At 48.7% G+C, this 15,892-nt stretch carries 9 protein-coding genes; 3 read left to right on the forward strand and 6 right to left on the reverse strand.

Features of this window, described 5'->3' with window-relative positions; genetic code table 11:
* Positions 1-4: 4 nt before the first annotated feature.
* The 3 genes from leuS to ACQY3M_RS06440 are packed head-to-tail and all read right to left on the reverse strand — an operon-like array spanning position 5 to position 5,370.
* Positions 5-2,524 carry a leucine--tRNA ligase gene (leuS, locus tag ACQY3M_RS06430; RefSeq protein ID WP_428066882.1) on the reverse strand — a complete coding sequence of 840 codons (2,520 nt, stop codon included), beginning with the start codon at positions 2,522-2,524 and terminating at the stop codon, positions 5-7.
* A 58-nt stretch (positions 2,525-2,582) separates the two neighbouring features.
* Positions 2,583-4,013 (reverse strand): excinuclease ABC subunit UvrC, encoded by a 1,431-nt coding sequence (locus ACQY3M_RS06435; RefSeq protein ID WP_428066883.1) that lies wholly within the window; start codon positions 4,011-4,013, stop codon positions 2,583-2,585.
* Positions 4,014-4,050: 37 nt separating this feature from the next.
* Complete coding sequence (locus tag ACQY3M_RS06440) at positions 4,051-5,370, reverse strand: PhoH family protein (RefSeq protein ID WP_428066885.1); 1,320 nt, start codon at positions 5,368-5,370, stop codon at positions 4,051-4,053.
* Positions 5,371-5,469: 99 nt separating this feature from the next.
* On the opposite strand from ACQY3M_RS06440, the gene ACQY3M_RS06445 reads away from it, so the two are divergent.
* Genes ACQY3M_RS06445 through ACQY3M_RS06455 form a run of 3 tightly spaced genes read left to right on the forward strand, consistent with a single transcriptional unit; the run spans position 5,470 to position 10,103 of the window.
* The gene (locus ACQY3M_RS06445; protein ID WP_428066887.1) at positions 5,470-7,830 is read left to right on the forward strand and encodes a DUF3536 domain-containing protein; all 2,361 of its coding nucleotides are present in this window, start codon (positions 5,470-5,472) and stop codon (positions 7,828-7,830) included.
* Positions 7,831-7,840: 10 nt separating this feature from the next.
* Positions 7,841-9,247 (forward strand): NADPH-dependent glutamate synthase, encoded by a 1,407-nt coding sequence (gltA, locus tag ACQY3M_RS06450; RefSeq protein WP_428066889.1) that lies wholly within the window; start codon positions 7,841-7,843, stop codon positions 9,245-9,247.
* A 1-nt stretch (position 9,248) separates the two neighbouring features.
* Positions 9,249-10,103 carry a sulfide/dihydroorotate dehydrogenase-like FAD/NAD-binding protein gene (locus ACQY3M_RS06455; RefSeq protein ID WP_428066891.1) on the forward strand — a complete coding sequence of 285 codons (855 nt, stop codon included), beginning with the start codon at positions 9,249-9,251 and terminating at the stop codon, positions 10,101-10,103.
* Between the two features lie 62 nt (positions 10,104-10,165).
* Here ACQY3M_RS06455 and ACQY3M_RS06460 read toward each other — a convergent pair whose 3' ends face one another.
* The 3 genes from ACQY3M_RS06460 to ACQY3M_RS06470 form a co-directional block, all read right to left on the reverse strand.
* A complete protein-coding gene (locus tag ACQY3M_RS06460; RefSeq protein ID WP_428066893.1) occupies positions 10,166-11,809 on the reverse strand; it encodes an acyl-CoA carboxylase subunit beta in 1,644 nt (547 codons plus the stop codon).
* Positions 11,810-11,819: 10 nt separating this feature from the next.
* Positions 11,820-12,446 carry a 4'-phosphopantetheinyl transferase family protein gene (locus ACQY3M_RS06465; protein WP_428066895.1) on the reverse strand — a complete coding sequence of 209 codons (627 nt, stop codon included), beginning with the start codon at positions 12,444-12,446 and terminating at the stop codon, positions 11,820-11,822.
* A gap of 49 nt (positions 12,447-12,495) precedes the next feature.
* The coding region (locus ACQY3M_RS06470) for an SDR family NAD(P)-dependent oxidoreductase (RefSeq protein WP_428066897.1) at positions 12,496-15,892 on the reverse strand (3,397 nt) is incomplete at its 5' end.

Consider the following 15,892-nt stretch of genomic DNA (forward strand, 5'->3'; position numbering starts at 1 on the left):
TCTCCTATGACGGCCGCGCCACGATGCTTACCATTTTGCCCGGCACGACTATTATTTTAACTATGTTCTGACCCTTGAGCAAGTTTTGTATCTTCTCGGAGCCAAGCGCCGCTTTTTCGTGCGCCGCCTTATCGGAATCGGCTGAAAGTTTTACGCGGTCTTTTATCTTGCCGTTTATCTGTACGCCGATCTCTATTTGCTCCTCCAAAAGCAGGTCTTTATTATAAGAAGGCCAAATCTCGTTCAAGAGGAAAGTTTCATGCCCCGCGTTCTGCCATATCTCTTCCGTGATATGCGGAGCGAACGGGTGCAGAAGTTTAAGGAAAACCTCAAAGCTGTTCTCGTCAACTTCCTTGTATTTTGAAAGTTCGTTAAAGTATATCATCAAAGCGGAAACCGCGGTATTGAAGCTGAAGCTTTCTATATCCTCGCTTACTTTCTTTACCGTTTTATGCTTTAAGATTTCAAGCTCTTTTGGCAGTTTAACGTCCTTTGAAACTTTCAAATCGTCCGCCCAGGAATAAACCCTCTTAAGGAACCTAGATACGCCCTCTATCCCGCGCATATCCCAAGGTTTGCTGGCGTCGAAGGGGCCCATAAACATCTCATAAGCCCTAAAGGCGTCGGCGCCGTATTCCTTTAGAATGTCGTCGGGGTTGATTACGTTCTTTTTGGATTTGCTCATCTTCTCTATCATAGAGGTAAGTTTCGCGCCGTTGGCTTTGAGCTTCGGGTTGGCGGGATCGGAGAAGTCTATTTCCTCGTAAGTATGGTAATTGCCGGCTTCGTCCCTGTAAGAGAACGCCAAAATCATACCCTGATGCCTAAGTTTGGCATAAGGCTCTTTGGTGTGCACCACGCCCAAATCGTAAAGCACTTTATGCCAAAATCTGGAATAGAGCAAATGCAGTACGGCGTGTTCGGCCCCGCCGATATAGCAGTCCACGGGTCCGTAAGCCTTTTCTATCTCTGGGTCTACCAAAGCGTTTTGGTTTTTATTGTCCATATACCTGAGATAATACCAGCAGGAACCCGCCCACTGCGGCATGGTATTGGTTTCGCGCTTGGCGGGCCCGCCGCAATGCGGGCAAGTGGTATTGACCCATTCGGTTATATTGGCCAAAGGCGATTCGCCTGTGCCGCTAGGCTCAAATTTTTCCACTTCAGGCAGTCTTAACGGGAGTTCGCTTTCAGGCAAAGGCACGACGCCGCATTTTTCGCAATGCACTATCGGGATAGGCTCGCCCCAGTATCTCTGGCGGGAGAACACCCAATCGCGCAGGCGGTAAGTCGTCTTGGCTTTGCCAAAGCCCTTTTCCTGCATATATTTTATTATCGCGGCTTTGGACTGTGCCACCCTCATACCGTTTAAGAAATCGGAATTTATCAATTCCCCGTCGCCCGTGAACGCTTTTTCCGCCACGCCCTGCTCGCTCTTGATGACTTCTATAATATCCAAGCCGAACTTTTTCGCGAAGGCATAGTCCCTGTCGTCGTGCGCGGGCACCGCCATTATCGCGCCGGTGCCGTATCCGGTAAGCACGTAATCGGCTATCCAAACGGGTATTTTTTTGCCGTTTAAAGGATTGACGGCATAAGCGCCGGTAAAGACGCCCGTCTTTTCCTTTTCGGCGTCGGCTCTTTCAAATTCGTTTTTGGCGGCGGCCTCTTTGCGGTAGGCCTCAACCGCGGCTTTTTGCTCGGGCGAAGTTATCTTTTCCACCAATTCGTGCTCTGGCGCCAATACCATATAAGTCGCGCCGAAAAGCGTATCTGGCCTGGTGGTGAAAACCCTTATGGTTTCGTCCTTGCCGTCTACCTTAAAATCCACTTCAGCGCCTTCGCTCTTGCCTATCCAGTTGCGCTGCATCATCAAAGTGGAGGCGGGCCAATCAAGGCCTTCCAAATCCTCCAGCAAGCGCTCGGCATAAGCGGTGATCTTCAACATCCATTGGCGCAAATTTTTCTTTTCTATCGGGGTTTGACAGCGTTCGCAGCGGCCGTTAAATACTTCCTCATTGGCTAGCCCCGTCTTGCAGGAAGGACACCAATTTATAGGCACCGTGCTCTGATAGGCCAAACCTTTTTTGTAAAGCTGCAAAAATATCCATTGAGTCCATTTGTAATAATCCGGGTCGGTGGTGTCTATTTCCCTGTCCCAATCGTAAGACATGCCGAAAGATTTTATCTGTCTTCTAAAATTATCTATATTTTTCTGCGTGGTAATGCGCGGGTGTACGCCCGTCGCGATAGCGTAATTTTCCGCCGGAAGGCCGAAAGCGTCCCAACCCATAGGGTGCAGGACGTCGTAACCGTTCATTCTCTTGTATCTGCTGACTATGTCCGAAGCCGTATAACCCTCCGGGTGCCCTACGTGGAGGCCTTGGCCCGACGGATACGGGAACATATCCAAACAATAAAACTTCTTGCCCGTTTTGGGTAAACGGGGCGCGGAGAAGAGTTTCGCTTTCTCCCACCTTTCCTGCTGTTTTTTATCTATTTCTTGAAAATTAGCTATTGCCATAATAGACTATTATAGCATTATACGCGCATACGCGTAAGAGAAAAGCCCTTAATTCGGATTATTTGTCCATCAAAGCTTTGTTGCGCAAAAGCCTGTGATAGCTTATGGCGAAGCGGTGCACCTCGTCCCTTATTTCCATAATGAGTTTAAGGGCGGGATCGCTTTTATCCAGCCTTATGCTTTGGGATTGATGCGGGACGAAGATTTCCTCCTCCCGCTTGGCCAGGGATATGACTTTTATGTCCAGGCCAGCCTCTTTCACCGCTTCCAGCGCGAAGGAAAGCTGCCCCTTGCCGCCGTCTATCAAAAACAAATCCGGGCGATTGTGTTCCGGCAGTTGTTTTATCTGTTCTATGCGCCTTAGGACGCTTTCTTTCATCATAAGGAAATCGTCTCCGCCCGTTTCCGGCAGTTCCGATTTTATTTTAAAGCGTCTGTAATGGGCTTTGTATTTTTCCCCGTCCACAAAGCAGACCATTCCGCCCACAGCCTGTCGGCCGTAGAGATGGGAATTGTCAAAGGCCTCTATATGGCGGATAATTTTATCGGAACGCAAAATCTCGCTCAAGCGTTTAAGTTTGTCCGCGGCTTCGATTTTCTTTTTCAGTTTATCATCTTGGTAGCGGCTGACTTTTATACGCTCGCGCATGTGGTCCATCGCGCGGGCGAAATCGCGGAATTTTGCCGCCTTTTCATACTCCATAGCTTTGGCGGCCTCGCGCATTTGCTTAAGGGATTCTTCCTTAAAAGAAGAAAAGTCGCCGCGCAGAAACATTGAAGCGCGCTCCGCTATTTCCCGATACTGTTCATAGCTGATTTTCCCGCGGCATGGCGCGGGGCACTGATCGGTGTGGTAGTATATACAGGAAAGAGATTTCTTTTCGGCCAAAGGTTTCGCCCTGCTGAAAGACCATTTGCACGGTCTTAAAGGCGCGTATTTGTCCTTCCACAAAAAATGCATCAGCCGCTTTACGTTAGATACCTTGGGATACGGCCCGAAATATTCCGCCCCGTCGGGCAGAACTTTCCTGGTTAGAGTAAGACGCGGATAATCTTCCTGCATGGTAAGTTTTATCCAAGGATAGGTTTTATCGTCCTTTAAAAGGCTGTTGAAAAACGGCTTATACTTTTTTATCAGCTTATTTTCCAATATCAAAGCATCGCGCTCGCTCACGCAGACGATAAAATCTATCTTGGCTATCAGGGGTACAAGGCTGGGTATCTTCCAGCCGCGGCTGTTCTCCGCGCCCGTCTGGAAGTACTGATGCACGCGGTTATATATATTTATCGCTTTGCCCACGTATATTACCGTTCCCGAGGCGTCTTTCATTATATAGACGCCAGGCTCCTTAGGCAAAAGGTTTAAATTAAGTTCCGCCAAAAAATATCCCCCCGCAAATATTTCCAAAAAAGCTCGGCGCTTATATCGGCGCCGAGCCTTTTCCGTTCTTAAAGCCTTTTTGCAAGCGGAGTATCCGCCCGCCGACATATCATATCTATTATATCAATATCCCGATACTATATGCCTAAAGCAGCTTGCCAGCCAAATCCGCCAAGTTGCTGCGTTCCGTCTTGGTAAAGGTTATATGGCCGTAAGTCTTTTGGCCTTTAAACCTCTCAACCAGATAGGTAAGGCCGTTGGATTCCACGTCCAAATACGGCGTATCTATCTGATACGGATCGCCCGTTACCACAACTTTCGTGCCCTCGCCCGCGCGGGAAAGGATAGTCTTTATCTCGTGCGGCGTCAGGTTCTGGGCGTCGTCGACTATCATATACTGCTTGGGCAGGGTGCGCCCGCGGATATGCGTGACGGAAGCCACTTCCAATTTGCCGCTGGTGGTAAGATAGCGCACTTCTTCTTCGCCGTCTTCCGGATTCTTCTTATTGGCGAGGAAACTTAAATTATCGTGTATGGCACCCATCCACGCTTCCAGCTTTTCTTCCATAGTGCCCGGCAAAAAGCCCAAATCCTTGCCGACGGGCACTATCGGGCGGCATACTAAAAGGCGGCGGTAAGTTTCGTCGTCAAAAGTTCTGTGCAGGCCCGTAGCCAAAGTTATAAGAGTCTTGCCCGTACCGGCGGTACCGACCAGCGTCACGAGGTCTATCCTATCGTCAAGCAAAAGCTCCATCGCGAAACGCTGTTCCTTATTTAAGGGTTTTATTCCCCAAACGACAGGCTCCTGCGAATTAAGAAGTTTAAGCATATCGCCGTTAGGCGTAACACGGCCCACGGCGGATTTCTTGCTGCCGTCATTACTTTTTAAAATCAAAAACTCGTTGGGATAATAATCGCCCTGTTTGAGCGCAAGTTCTTTATTTTTATAAAACTCATCTATTTTATCGGGCGAAATTTCCACTTCCCTGCTGCCCAAATAAAGTTCGTTATATTTAACTTTATCGGCGTTATAGTCCTGCGCGTCCACGCCGATGGCTTCCGCCTTTATCCTCAAGTTGGTGTCTTTGGATACTATTATAACTGGCTTATGGTTACTCTTGGAGCCTTCCTTCTTATGATAAAAATATGCGGTGTTTAAAATATCGTTATCGGCTTTATGGAAGGTAAAACCGGTGGGCAGAATATTCTCTTTTGGGAATTCCACCTTCAAAGTGCCGCCGCCTTCCAGTTTGACGCCTTGGCCTAGTTTTCCTTTCTTGCGAAGTTCGTCCAAATGCCTGGAAACCAGCCTCGCGTTCTTACCCCTTTCATCGGCCAGCGTTTTGAAGTTGTCAAGCTCCTCTATAACAATCATAGGAATAACTATGTCGTTATCGGCGAACCTATCAAGCGCCTGCGGATCGTGCAGAAGAACATTGGTATCAATGATGTAGATTTTTTTCATTGTATGGGCCTCCTCGGCGAAATTACCTTCCCTTAAACAAATTATAAACCGTAATTTTCCGCTTGTAAAGTGTTTCGCGCATATTGTAGCATATTGAAGATGAACAGATATCTTTGTATTCACGGACACTTTTACCAACCGCCGCGCGAGAACCCTTGGATAGACGAAATAGAAATACAGGAAAGCGCGCGGCCTTTCAAGAATTGGAACGAACGCATCAGCGCGGAGTGTTACCACGCCAATGCCTATGCCAGGATTTTCAATAATCGCGGGCAGATAAAAGACATCGTAAACAATTACTCAAAAATAAGTTTCAACTTCGGCCCGACTTTGCTTTCCTGGCTGGAAAAACACGACAAGGAAACCTATCAGGCCATCTTGACCGCAGACGAAAAAAGCAAGGAAAACTTCGGCGGACACGGCAGCGCCATAGCGCAAGTATACAACCACATAATTATGCCTTTGGCCGACGACAGGGATAAACTGACTCAAATAATTTGGGGGATAAGAGATTTTGAGCTGCGTTTTAAAAGAAAGCCCGAAGGCATGTGGCTTGCCGAAACGGCGGTAAACACCAAAACGCTGGAGCTTCTCGCCGAGAACGACATTAAATTTACCATACTGGCGCCCAGCCAATGCGCCGCCATACGCAAAATAGGCGATAAAGACTGGAGGAGCCAAAGCGGCGCGAAAGTGCCGCCCTATAAACCTTATTGGTGCAATCTGCCCTCTGGCAAGAAAATAGCTTTGTTCTTTTACGACGGGCCAATCTCGCAGGGCATAGCCTTCGGCGACACTTTAAGAAGCGGGGAAAAATTCGCCGCGCGTTTACTTTCGGTGTTTCAGCCTACAAACGAACCACAGCTTGTCCATATCGCCACCGACGGCGAAACTTACGGCCATCACCAAAAATTCGCGGAAATGGCACTTGCTTACTGCATAGATTATATCGAACACAACAAGCTGGCCAATATGACCGTATACGGCCAGTACTTGGAAATGTTCCCGCCTCAAGAGGAAGCCAAAATTTTCGAAAATACGGCCTGGAGCTGCGCGCACGGCGTCGGCCGATGGGAAAACGACTGCGGCTGCAACAGCGGCGGGCACCCCGGCTGGAATCAACAATGGCGCAACCCTTTAAGGAAAGCTTTGGACTTCGTAAGAGATTCTTTGCGCCAAACTTTCGAGCAAAAAGGACCTCTCTACTTTAAGGATATTTGGACCGCGCGCAACGCCTATATAGAAGTTATAGAGAACAGGGACAAGGCGGAACAATTCCTTAAGGAGTACGGCACGCAGCAGGCTTTGCAGGAGGCCTCAAGCGCGCTTAAACTTATGGAGATGCAGAGAAACACCCTCCTGATGTATACCAGCTGCGGGTGGTTCTTTGACGAAATATCCGGCATAGAAACCGTACAGATTATGGCCTATGCCAAAAGGGCGATAGAATACAATAAAGCCCTAACCGGCCAAGATATAGAGGAAGAATTCGTAAACAAGCTCGCGCTCGCGCCCAGTAACATAAAAACTTTCGGCAACGGCGCCAATGTATATAAAGCTTTGGTTATTCCTTTGCAGGTGGATATGAGAAAAGCGGCGATAAACTACGCCATTTCCTATCTGCTGGACGAAATGCTCTTCGGCGATTCCATTTATTCCTATAATATCAGCAATCACAAAGCCGAAGTTACAAGACAAGGCAAAGCCAAATTGGTAACCGGTTACGGAGTATTTACCTCCCGTCTTACTTTGGACAGCCGCTCAATAAGTTTCGCCGTATTGCATACCGAAGGCGACGATATAACCGCGGGCGCAATTTACGGAAAGACGGACAATCTGGAGCAAATCAAAGAGGCTTTCATCTTCGGCGATATTGAAAACTGCAAAGCCTTGATAAAGGCGTCTTTCGTCGACGTAATGAGCATTAAAGATTTGCTGAAAGGCAAACAGGGGCAGATATTGGCACAAGCGGTGGAAAATTCAAAAAAGAGAATCCGCAATTCCTACTCAACATTATTCGAACAGGAAAAAGGTATTTTCAATTATCTCTACCGTTTGAACTTACCGATGCCGGATTTATTTGTAAATCTGTCGGCCTTCGCAATAAATCAGAATATTAAAACAGAACTGAAGAAAGACCCAGTCAATACCGCCAAAATAGCCGAACTTTTGAACTACTTCGACAAAATGCCCGGCAAATTGGAAAAGGACGGCATCAATAAGATACTTACCAAAAAGCTCAAATTGATGACGGAGGCTTTCAACACAGATCCGCTGGATCTGAACAAAAGTTCGAAGATGATAGAACTGCTTTCTTTTGCGGAGATGTTCAATTTCCCGATAGATTTGTCTTTCGCGCAGAATACGGTATTTTCCGTATATAAAAATTTACCGGAACACATCAAGCAAAACCAGTTGATAAAGGTATTATGCCTTAAACTAAACTTAAATTTAGATTAGGAGAGTAAAAATGCCAAACCCTTCATTACCACGGCAGACGGGCACAAGACAAAGCCCGCAGGAAAGAGTAAAAAACTTTAACGAAGTCGCCCAAGGCTTGGATAAAGAACACGCCCTTGAGGAGGCTTCCCGCTGTTTAAACTGCAAGAATCCGCGTTGTCAGGCGGCTTGCCCGGTAAACGTGCAGATACCGTCTTTTATACAGCTTTTGTTGAAAGACGATGTTAAAGGGGCCGTATCCAAAATTATGGAAACGAGCCTCTTGCCCGCCGTATGCGGACGCGTCTGCCCGCAGGAAAAATACTGCGAGGGCGCCTGCGTTTTAAGAGAAAAATTCGGATCCGTCGCCGTCGGCCTTCTTGAAAGATACACCGCCGACGCCGCCCGCAAACAAGGTTTGGTCACGCCGCCCACCCCCGCGGAAGCAACGGGCTTTAAAGTGGCGTGCGTAGGTTCCGGGCCCTCCTCTTTGGCCTGTGCGGCCGAACTTAAAAGAAGAGGCCACGACGTTACAGTCTATGAAGCTCTGCACGATTTCGGCGGGGTATTAAGGTACGGGATACCCTCTTTCAGACTCCCGAGGGAAATCATCAGCGAGGAGGTAAAAACCGTAAAAGCGATGGGCGTAAAGTTTGAGCAGGACGTCCTTATCGGCGCGGTAATCAGCATTGAGGAACTCCTTAAAGACTTTGACGCCGTCTATATCGGCAGCGGCGCGGGCCTGCCCACAATGGCGGGCGTACCCGGCGAAAACGCCGTCGGAGTATACAGCGCCAACGAATTTTTGACAAGAATAAATTTGGTCAAAGCCTATGAGTTCCCGAAAGCGGACACGCCCGTAAAATTGGGCAAGCGTGTAATAGTCTTGGGCGGCGGCAACAGCGCCATGGACGCGGCGCGCTGCGCAAGAAGACTAAACCCCGAAAGCGTAACCGTCGTTTACAGACGCAGCCGCGCGGAAATGCCCGCCCGCGAGGAAGAAGTAGAAAATGCTATGGAAGAAGGCGTCAAATTCGAGTTCCTTACCATACAAAAGGAAATACTTACCAATGAGCAAGGGCACGTAATAGGGCTTAAATGCCTTAAAGCAGAACTCGGCGAGCCCGACGCTAAAGGCAGAAGACGCCCCGTCCCCGTAGAAGGTTCCGATTTCGTAATAGAGGCCGACAGCATAATAGTAGCCATAGGCCAAAAGCCGAATCCGATTATCCCTAAAACCACACCCGGCCTTAAAATGACCGACCGCGGCACCCTGGAGCTGGAAGCCGACGGGCAAAGCAGCATAAAGGGCGTATTCGGCGGGGGCGACATCACAAGAGGCGGCGCAACCGTACTATTGGCTATGAAAGACGGCCTTGAAGCGGCCGCCAAAATAAGCCAATATCTTTCCGACAAAGAACCAAAAGGCGGTAAATAATATGGAAAAGTATACTATCGTAAACAAAAGGAATATATCCGATACAATCTGCGAGTTTGAAATATATCAGCCTTTGATAGCTTCCAAAGCGAAGGCGGGGCAGTTCATAATTTTAAGAGGCGAGGAACTTGGCGAACGCATACCCGTAACCCTTGTCGACTGGAACGCCGAAAAAGGCACCATAAAAGCCATTATTCAAGCCATCGGCAAATCAACCTTGATGTTCAACAATCTAAAGCAGGGCGACAGATTTTTGACCGTCGCGGGCCCGCTTGGCACCGCGCTTGAGATAAAAAAATACGGCACCGTAGCGGTGGTGGGCGGCGGCGTCGGCATAGCGGAGATACTGCCTATCGCCAAAGCTTTCAAAGAAGCTGGCAACAGGATAGTATCTATACTGGGCGCACGCACTAAAAATCTTTTGATACTTGAAGAGGAAATGAAAGCGATATCCGATGTTACCGTCGTCGCTACCGATGACGGCAGTTACGGCCAAAAAGGATTGGTTACCGACGCTTTAAAGACTTTGCACGAATCGGGCGAAAAGATAGATGCTGGCTTTATAATCGGCCCTATACCGATGATGAAGTTCACCGCTAAACTGATGAAAGAGCTTGGGATAAAACCCTTTGCCTCTTTAAACCCGATTATGCTTGACGGTACGGGAATGTGCGGCTGCTGCAGAGTGATAGTCGACGGCGAGACGAAATTCGCCTGCGTCGACGGGCCTATGTTTGAAGCTTCAAATATAGATTTCGATAACCTTATGAAGCGTACCAGCGAATATAAGCCAGAAGAAAAACAATCGCTTGAGCTTTACGAACGCGACCATAAATGCAAAATAGGTTTACATTAAACGCTGAAATAGCTAATACAAAAACCCCCGCACGAAGCGGGGGCTTTTTAAATGATATTCCCTTAAAGAGGGATATTGCCTTTTTGCGGATTATTTTTTGGATCTCTCTTATTCTTGAGTATCCTAAGCGCCCTTATAATGCGCTGACGCGCATTGGAGGGTTCTATAACCTCGTCTATAGAGCCTGTCGAGGCCGTCTGATAAGGAGAGGCAAATTTCTCCGCATACTCTTTTGTCAGACGTTCTTTTATTTCCTCAACTTTATCTTTCGGGGCGGCCTTTATATCCTTGGAGTATAGTATTTCTATCGCGCCCCTGGGGCCCATAACCGCAATTTCCGCCGAAGGCAAAGCGAAGTTAAAATCGCCCCTTAAATATTTGGAGCTCATCGCTATATACGCCCCGCCGTAGGCCTTTCTTAAAACCAAAGTAATCTTAGGGACGCTTGCTTCGGAATAGGCATAAAGCAATTTGGCGCCGTGCCTGATAATGCCGCCGTGCTCCTGTTCCACACCGGGCAAATAGCCACCGATGTCCACTAAAGTAAGTATCGGTATATTAAATGCATTTAAGAACCTTACGAACCGCGCCGCTTTATCGCTGGCGTGCAAGTCCAAAGCGCCGCCCAAATGGTCGGAATTATTGGCTACCACGCCGACCACTTCCCCGCCCATGCGTATAAAACCGACTACCACGTTCTTGGCGAAATCGCGGTGTATCTCGAAGAATTTATTTTCGTCGGCTAGCTCCCAAATCACATGCTGTATTCTAAAGGGCATTTTCGGGTTCATTCCCGCGACCTTTTCCAAGAAAGGGGTTTTCCTGTCTGGCGAATCTATCGTGCTGGTGCTGAGGGGTTTCTCAAAGCAGTTCTGGGGCAGGAAGGTGAGCAAATCCCTTAGCTGCCTGAAGCAGTCTTGCTCGCTGTTGGCCACCATATGGCATACGCCGCTCTTTTGGCTGTGGGCCTTGCTGCCGCCCAAGGTATCAAAGTCGACGTCCTCGCCCGTCGCCGATTTGACTACGCCCGGCCCCGTAACGAACATATGGCTTATGCCATCGACCATAAAGATATAATCCGTCAAAGCCGGCGAATAGACAGCGCCGCCCGCGCAAGGCCCCAAAATAACTGAAATCTGCGGTATCACGCCGGAGGCTTTTACGTTCCTGTAAAATATCTCGCCGTAACCGTCAAGGCTGTCTACGCCTTCCTGTATTCTGGCGCCGCCGCTGTCCAAAAGCCCGATGACAGGTATTTTTGCTTCAAGAGCCAAATCCATTATATAGGCTATCTTTTGTGCGTGCGCAAGGCCCAAAGAACCGCCAAGCTGCGTGAAATCCTGTGCGAATATCGCCACTTCGCGCCCGTTTATTCTGCCAAAACCGGTTATTACGCCGTCACCTTTCAAGTCCTTATCTTTTATGCCGAAATCGGTACATCTGGATTTGGCTAAAGTGCGGATTTCAAAAAAGCTGTTTTCGTCCAAAAGATATTGCAATCTCTCTCGCGCGGTGAATTTTCCCTTCTTCTTTTGCGCTTCAACTTTATCGGCGGGGCTGGTGCGCGCAGCCTCAATATTCTTGCGGAAAATCTTTATGCTTTGCGCCACTTCCTCTTCTTTATTGGATTTGGTTTCCTTAACTTCTTTTACCGCCGCGTCTTTTGCGCCCGAGTTTTTAGTTTCCTTCTTCACTGCTTCTTCCATAAAAACCTCTCTATAAAAGCGGAGCCTCGCTGGCTATCGCGAGTTTATAGCCCCCGTCTAAATCTTTAATGTCTATTTGGACCTTCGGACTTCCAAGCCTTGCCCATAAATCCAATGCTCTGCCGTAAAACTGCAGACGCCCGTTTATAAATCTTATATCTCTTGTATCCAGGGAAAGGCCCACTCCCATAAACTTAAGCACGGCCTCTTTCTTCGCCCACAATTCGGTAAGAAAAACCGGCGCGGTAGAAGACAGTTCATCATCGCCGAAACTTTGCTTCATCCACGCGGTGCTGCGCGGTTCTATTACTTCCATATCCACGCCTATACCCATGCCGGCCGTAGCTATCGCCGCGGCGGCGAAATCCCCGCTGTGCGTAATCGATACCGGCAGGCTGCATCCGCCTGGCACGCCCAATATCGGCTGGCCGGAAGTGCGGTTCACCACTTCTATCTGCCTGATGTCAAATATGAAAAATCCGCTGGCCAGTTTCTTTAAAGCGTAGCGCCCGCCGAGCCATTCCCGGCGGCGCTTTTCCACCTTAAAACCGTTATAGGTTTTTAACTCCCTAGGGCTAAGAAACTCCTCTGCGGGCGGAAGTTTATCCAACTCCACTATTTTAAGTTTATAGCTCATTTAATCTCCGCGCTTAAGCAAAACTCCGCCCGAAACGGGCGGAGTATATTTACTGTCCTATCATCTGATAATCGGAAAGTTCTATCCACAGCTTGCCGTTCTCGTCGAAAACGAAGCCGTCATACATGCTCTTGCCTTCTATATTCTTGCCGGTAAACACCGCCAAAGTATACAGTTTATTGGGGGCTTCGCCTTTGCCGTGTATGTACACCTTGCCGATTGAATCGGGCAGGGTCATACGGTTTTCTATCGCCAAGTCGCGGTATCCGCAAGTCTGGAAGCACGCCTCAATAAGCATAGGATAGGCGATAAGATGTTTGGGCCCGTCGTGGAACAATACCTGCGAGGGCTTTTCGTAGACGCCCAAAACGGCATTGTCGTCAAGTTTCATTATCCCGCCCAAAACCTGGAAGGACGGCCCGTGGAAATATTTGGAATAAATCTCTTCCTTGCTGACGGCCATTTCCCCGCCGTCTAAATTAACTTTGTCTTTATACTGATTCCACTTGCTTTCAAAATGTTCCAATACCCTGGCGGTGAAATGGCGGCGCGTGCTGCCCATCTTAACGCCCTTGCTGTTTATAAAATCAGATTCGATTTCCATCGACACCTTTCCGCCGTCGTTCACGCCTTTGATGCGTACGCTTTGCGGGCGGCGCCTTAAAAGTTTTATCGGCAAGTAGAAATGCACGTCTTCCAAACCTTGAGGGATTTTTCCTTCAAGCATTGAAGCCGTTTCCATAAAAGTTTCGATACCCATAACGCCCGGCACATAAGGCGTGCCCTCAATCGCGTGATCGAAAAGAAAGGGATATTCCGCGTTAAAGGTGTTTTCCGCCGCTATTTCTTTACCCGCGGCGAGGTTCTTTACTTCCCCCAAAAAAAAGTTTTCCGTCTCATCCTGCGGCTGTTTTACGCTTTCGGAGCTATCCTCCGTAGCGGCGGGAGTACCGCTCTGTCCGCCATTGCCGCCGGAGGGGGTATTCCCCCCCTCCTCGGCTTCATCTTCAAGAATGAAAGGATCGTTTATCCTAATCTGTTTATCCCAGTCCAAATTGCCCAAGTCGTCGGTGAGGACGATTTCCGGCACGCGGCCGTAGACAATCTCGTTAAGGAATATCTGCATACCGTCGTAAGGATCTACGAACTTAAGCCCCTGCGAAGTTAAAAATTCCACTACGCCCGGTCTTACGCCCATACCCACGCTGGCATACGCGCTCATATCAATGCTGACGGCTCTCTGTCCTTGGTTCTGCAAGGAAATGCAGAGTTTGGCCAAGAAGTCGTTGGCGCTTGCATAGTCGCTCTGGCCCAAGTTGCCGTATTTGCCCGCTATCGAAGATGCGAAAGCGTAGAAGCCCGTATCCTTTACGAAGTTCAACGCCACAAAAGCCGCGGCGCTTGTCGCCTTGATGTCAAACGTTCTGTAATACTCATCGGTAGTTTTATCCGTAAAGAGTTTGGATCTCTCAAACCCGGCGAAGTGTATCAAGCCGTCTACTTTGCCGTACTTAGCTTTTATCTTCGTTACGACATCCTTCATCATGCTGCCGTTGGTAACGTCGCACTGATAATAGTCCACATCGCCGCCCAAAGCCTTTATCTTCTGCATATTCTTGTAGAGGGTTATGGAGTCTTTTACCTTTCCAAACGCTCTTTCAAGCATTACGGGGGTGGCGCGTACGGTTTTGTCCGCCTTCATTTCAAGCCACATCTTATTCTTTAATTCTTTAAGTTCGGCTTCGTTAAGGGTGGCCCAATACGGAGTCTTATCGGTGAGCTCGATAATATCAAGTATCAATACTCTGGCTTTATATTGGGATGCCAATTTCTGCGAAAGTATCGCGCCCAAACCTCTGCCGGCACCGGTGAAAGCTACCGTCTTGCCAGTCAAGTCCATATGTTTTTTGCTCATATTGAGCTTTCTGGGCAGGGAGAACATCGTGCTTCTCTTGCCTTGATAATAGCTTATCATGGCTCTGTCATCGCCTTTAAGAAGTTCATATATAGTCTTTTCAGCCATATACTCGGCTTCCGCGGTAGGTTCAAAGTCCATAATCTTGGTAAATACACCGCCTATCTCATAGAAGTCTTTCCTTAAGCAGTTGGCCGCACCGCAGACTGAACCTATCGTAGGGCTGATAGCCTCTTTCGTCTTATAAGCAAAAGCTCCGTCTACTTTAAACACAACCGATAAGAACGTATCGGCGTCATCGCGTTTGGACATATCCTTTACAAATATCTTGCTGGCCATAAACAAAGGCATAAGGAATTTGGTCAAGTCCGCATGCGGGTTAATCTTCTTGTCATATTTCTTAATTGAGCAAGGTAACAAGTATACTATACCTTGCACCTGACCGGGGTTTTCCTTTGCGTATTGCTCCAACGCGGAGGTAGTTTCCTCAAGGCTGTCCCAGTTGACTATCGTCGTATTTTTGCTGCGCGTTTTAAGAGTGGTAAAGATATGCGTCTTTACGCCCTGCTCTTTAAAAGCGTCGACATAAGCCCTTGTTAACGCTGCACTGTCGGAGAATATCAATACCGTCCTGTCGGCCGAAAGCCTGCGATTGGCTTCCGCGGACAAAGGCGCATCAACCAAAGTGGGGATAAAGCGGAGTTTCTTATTATGGGAATCTTCGCCTTCATACTGTTTGGGCTCGCTCGGCGCCGCCGCTTGCGCGGGGGCTTCAGCTTTTACTTCCGTACTCTGGGCGGATTGGCTCTGCGCTTGAGGCGCAGGTTCCGCGGCAGGCGCGGCAGCCGCCTTTGAAGCGCTTAAAGCATAGTTGATACAATGTCTTATCGTCGGATAATCTTTAAGCTGTATGCCCTCGGCTTGAGGCAAGTTGTACATCTCTCTCATTGCCGCGAACAGTTCGGCTTGTTTTACCGTATCGATACCCAAATCCGCTTCCATATCGAGGTCGAGCTCAAGCATATCTTTCGGGTAGCCGGTTTTTTCAGATATTAAATTGACTATTTCTTCCGTTACCGTAGCTTCGTCAAGTTTCTTGGCGGGCGCGGCGGAAACCGCAGGCGCCGCCGCAGGCTGCGCAACGGGGCTCTCAGTTACGGGAGCCGCAACGGGAGCAGGTGTTGCCGCAGGCGCCGTTTGTACAGGGGCCGTTACAGTCTGTACGGGCTCGGCCGCGGGGGCGGCAACAGGGGCAGAGGCTTGCGCCGGTGCCGCTGAAGCGCTTAAAGCATAGTTGATACAATGTCTTATCGTCGGATAATCTTTAAGCTGTATGCCCTCGGCTTGAGGCAAGTTGTACATCTCTCTCATTGCCGCGAACAGTTCGGCTTGTTTTACCGTATCGATACCCAAATCCGCTTCCATATCGAGGTCGAGCTCAAGCATATCTTTCGGGTAGCCGGTTTTTTCAGATATTAAATTGACTATTTCTTCCGTTACCGTAGCTTCGTCAAGTTTCTTGGCGGGCGCG

The organism is Candidatus Proelusimicrobium volucris (genome assembly GCF_959605025.1).
In the GTDB taxonomy this organism is placed as follows: domain Bacteria; phylum Elusimicrobiota; class Elusimicrobia; order Elusimicrobiales; family Elusimicrobiaceae; genus Proelusimicrobium; species Proelusimicrobium volucris.

Bases quoted from the DNA above. Each gene is read 5' to 3' on its own strand.
- ACQY3M_RS06440 (WP_428066885.1), bottom strand. From the start codon at position 5,370: ATGAAAAAAATCTACATCATTGATACCAATGTTCTTCTGCACGATCCG.
- leuS (WP_428066882.1), bottom strand. From the start codon at position 2,524: ATGGCAATAGCTAATTTTCAAGAAATAGATAAAAAACAGCAGGAAAGG.
- ACQY3M_RS06445 (WP_428066887.1), top strand. From the start codon at position 5,470: ATGAACAGATATCTTTGTATTCACGGACACTTTTACCAACCGCCGCGC.
- ACQY3M_RS06435 (WP_428066883.1), bottom strand. From the start codon at position 4,013: ATGTCGGCGGGCGGATACTCCGCTTGCAAAAAGGCTTTAAGAACGGAA.
- gltA (WP_428066889.1), top strand. From the start codon at position 7,841: ATGCCAAACCCTTCATTACCACGGCAGACGGGCACAAGACAAAGCCCG.
- ACQY3M_RS06460 (WP_428066893.1), bottom strand. From the start codon at position 11,809: ATGGAAGAAGCAGTGAAGAAGGAAACTAAAAACTCGGGCGCAAAAGAC.
- ACQY3M_RS06455 (WP_428066891.1), top strand. From the start codon at position 9,249: ATGGAAAAGTATACTATCGTAAACAAAAGGAATATATCCGATACAATC.
- ACQY3M_RS06465 (WP_428066895.1), bottom strand. From the start codon at position 12,446: ATGAGCTATAAACTTAAAATAGTGGAGTTGGATAAACTTCCGCCCGCA.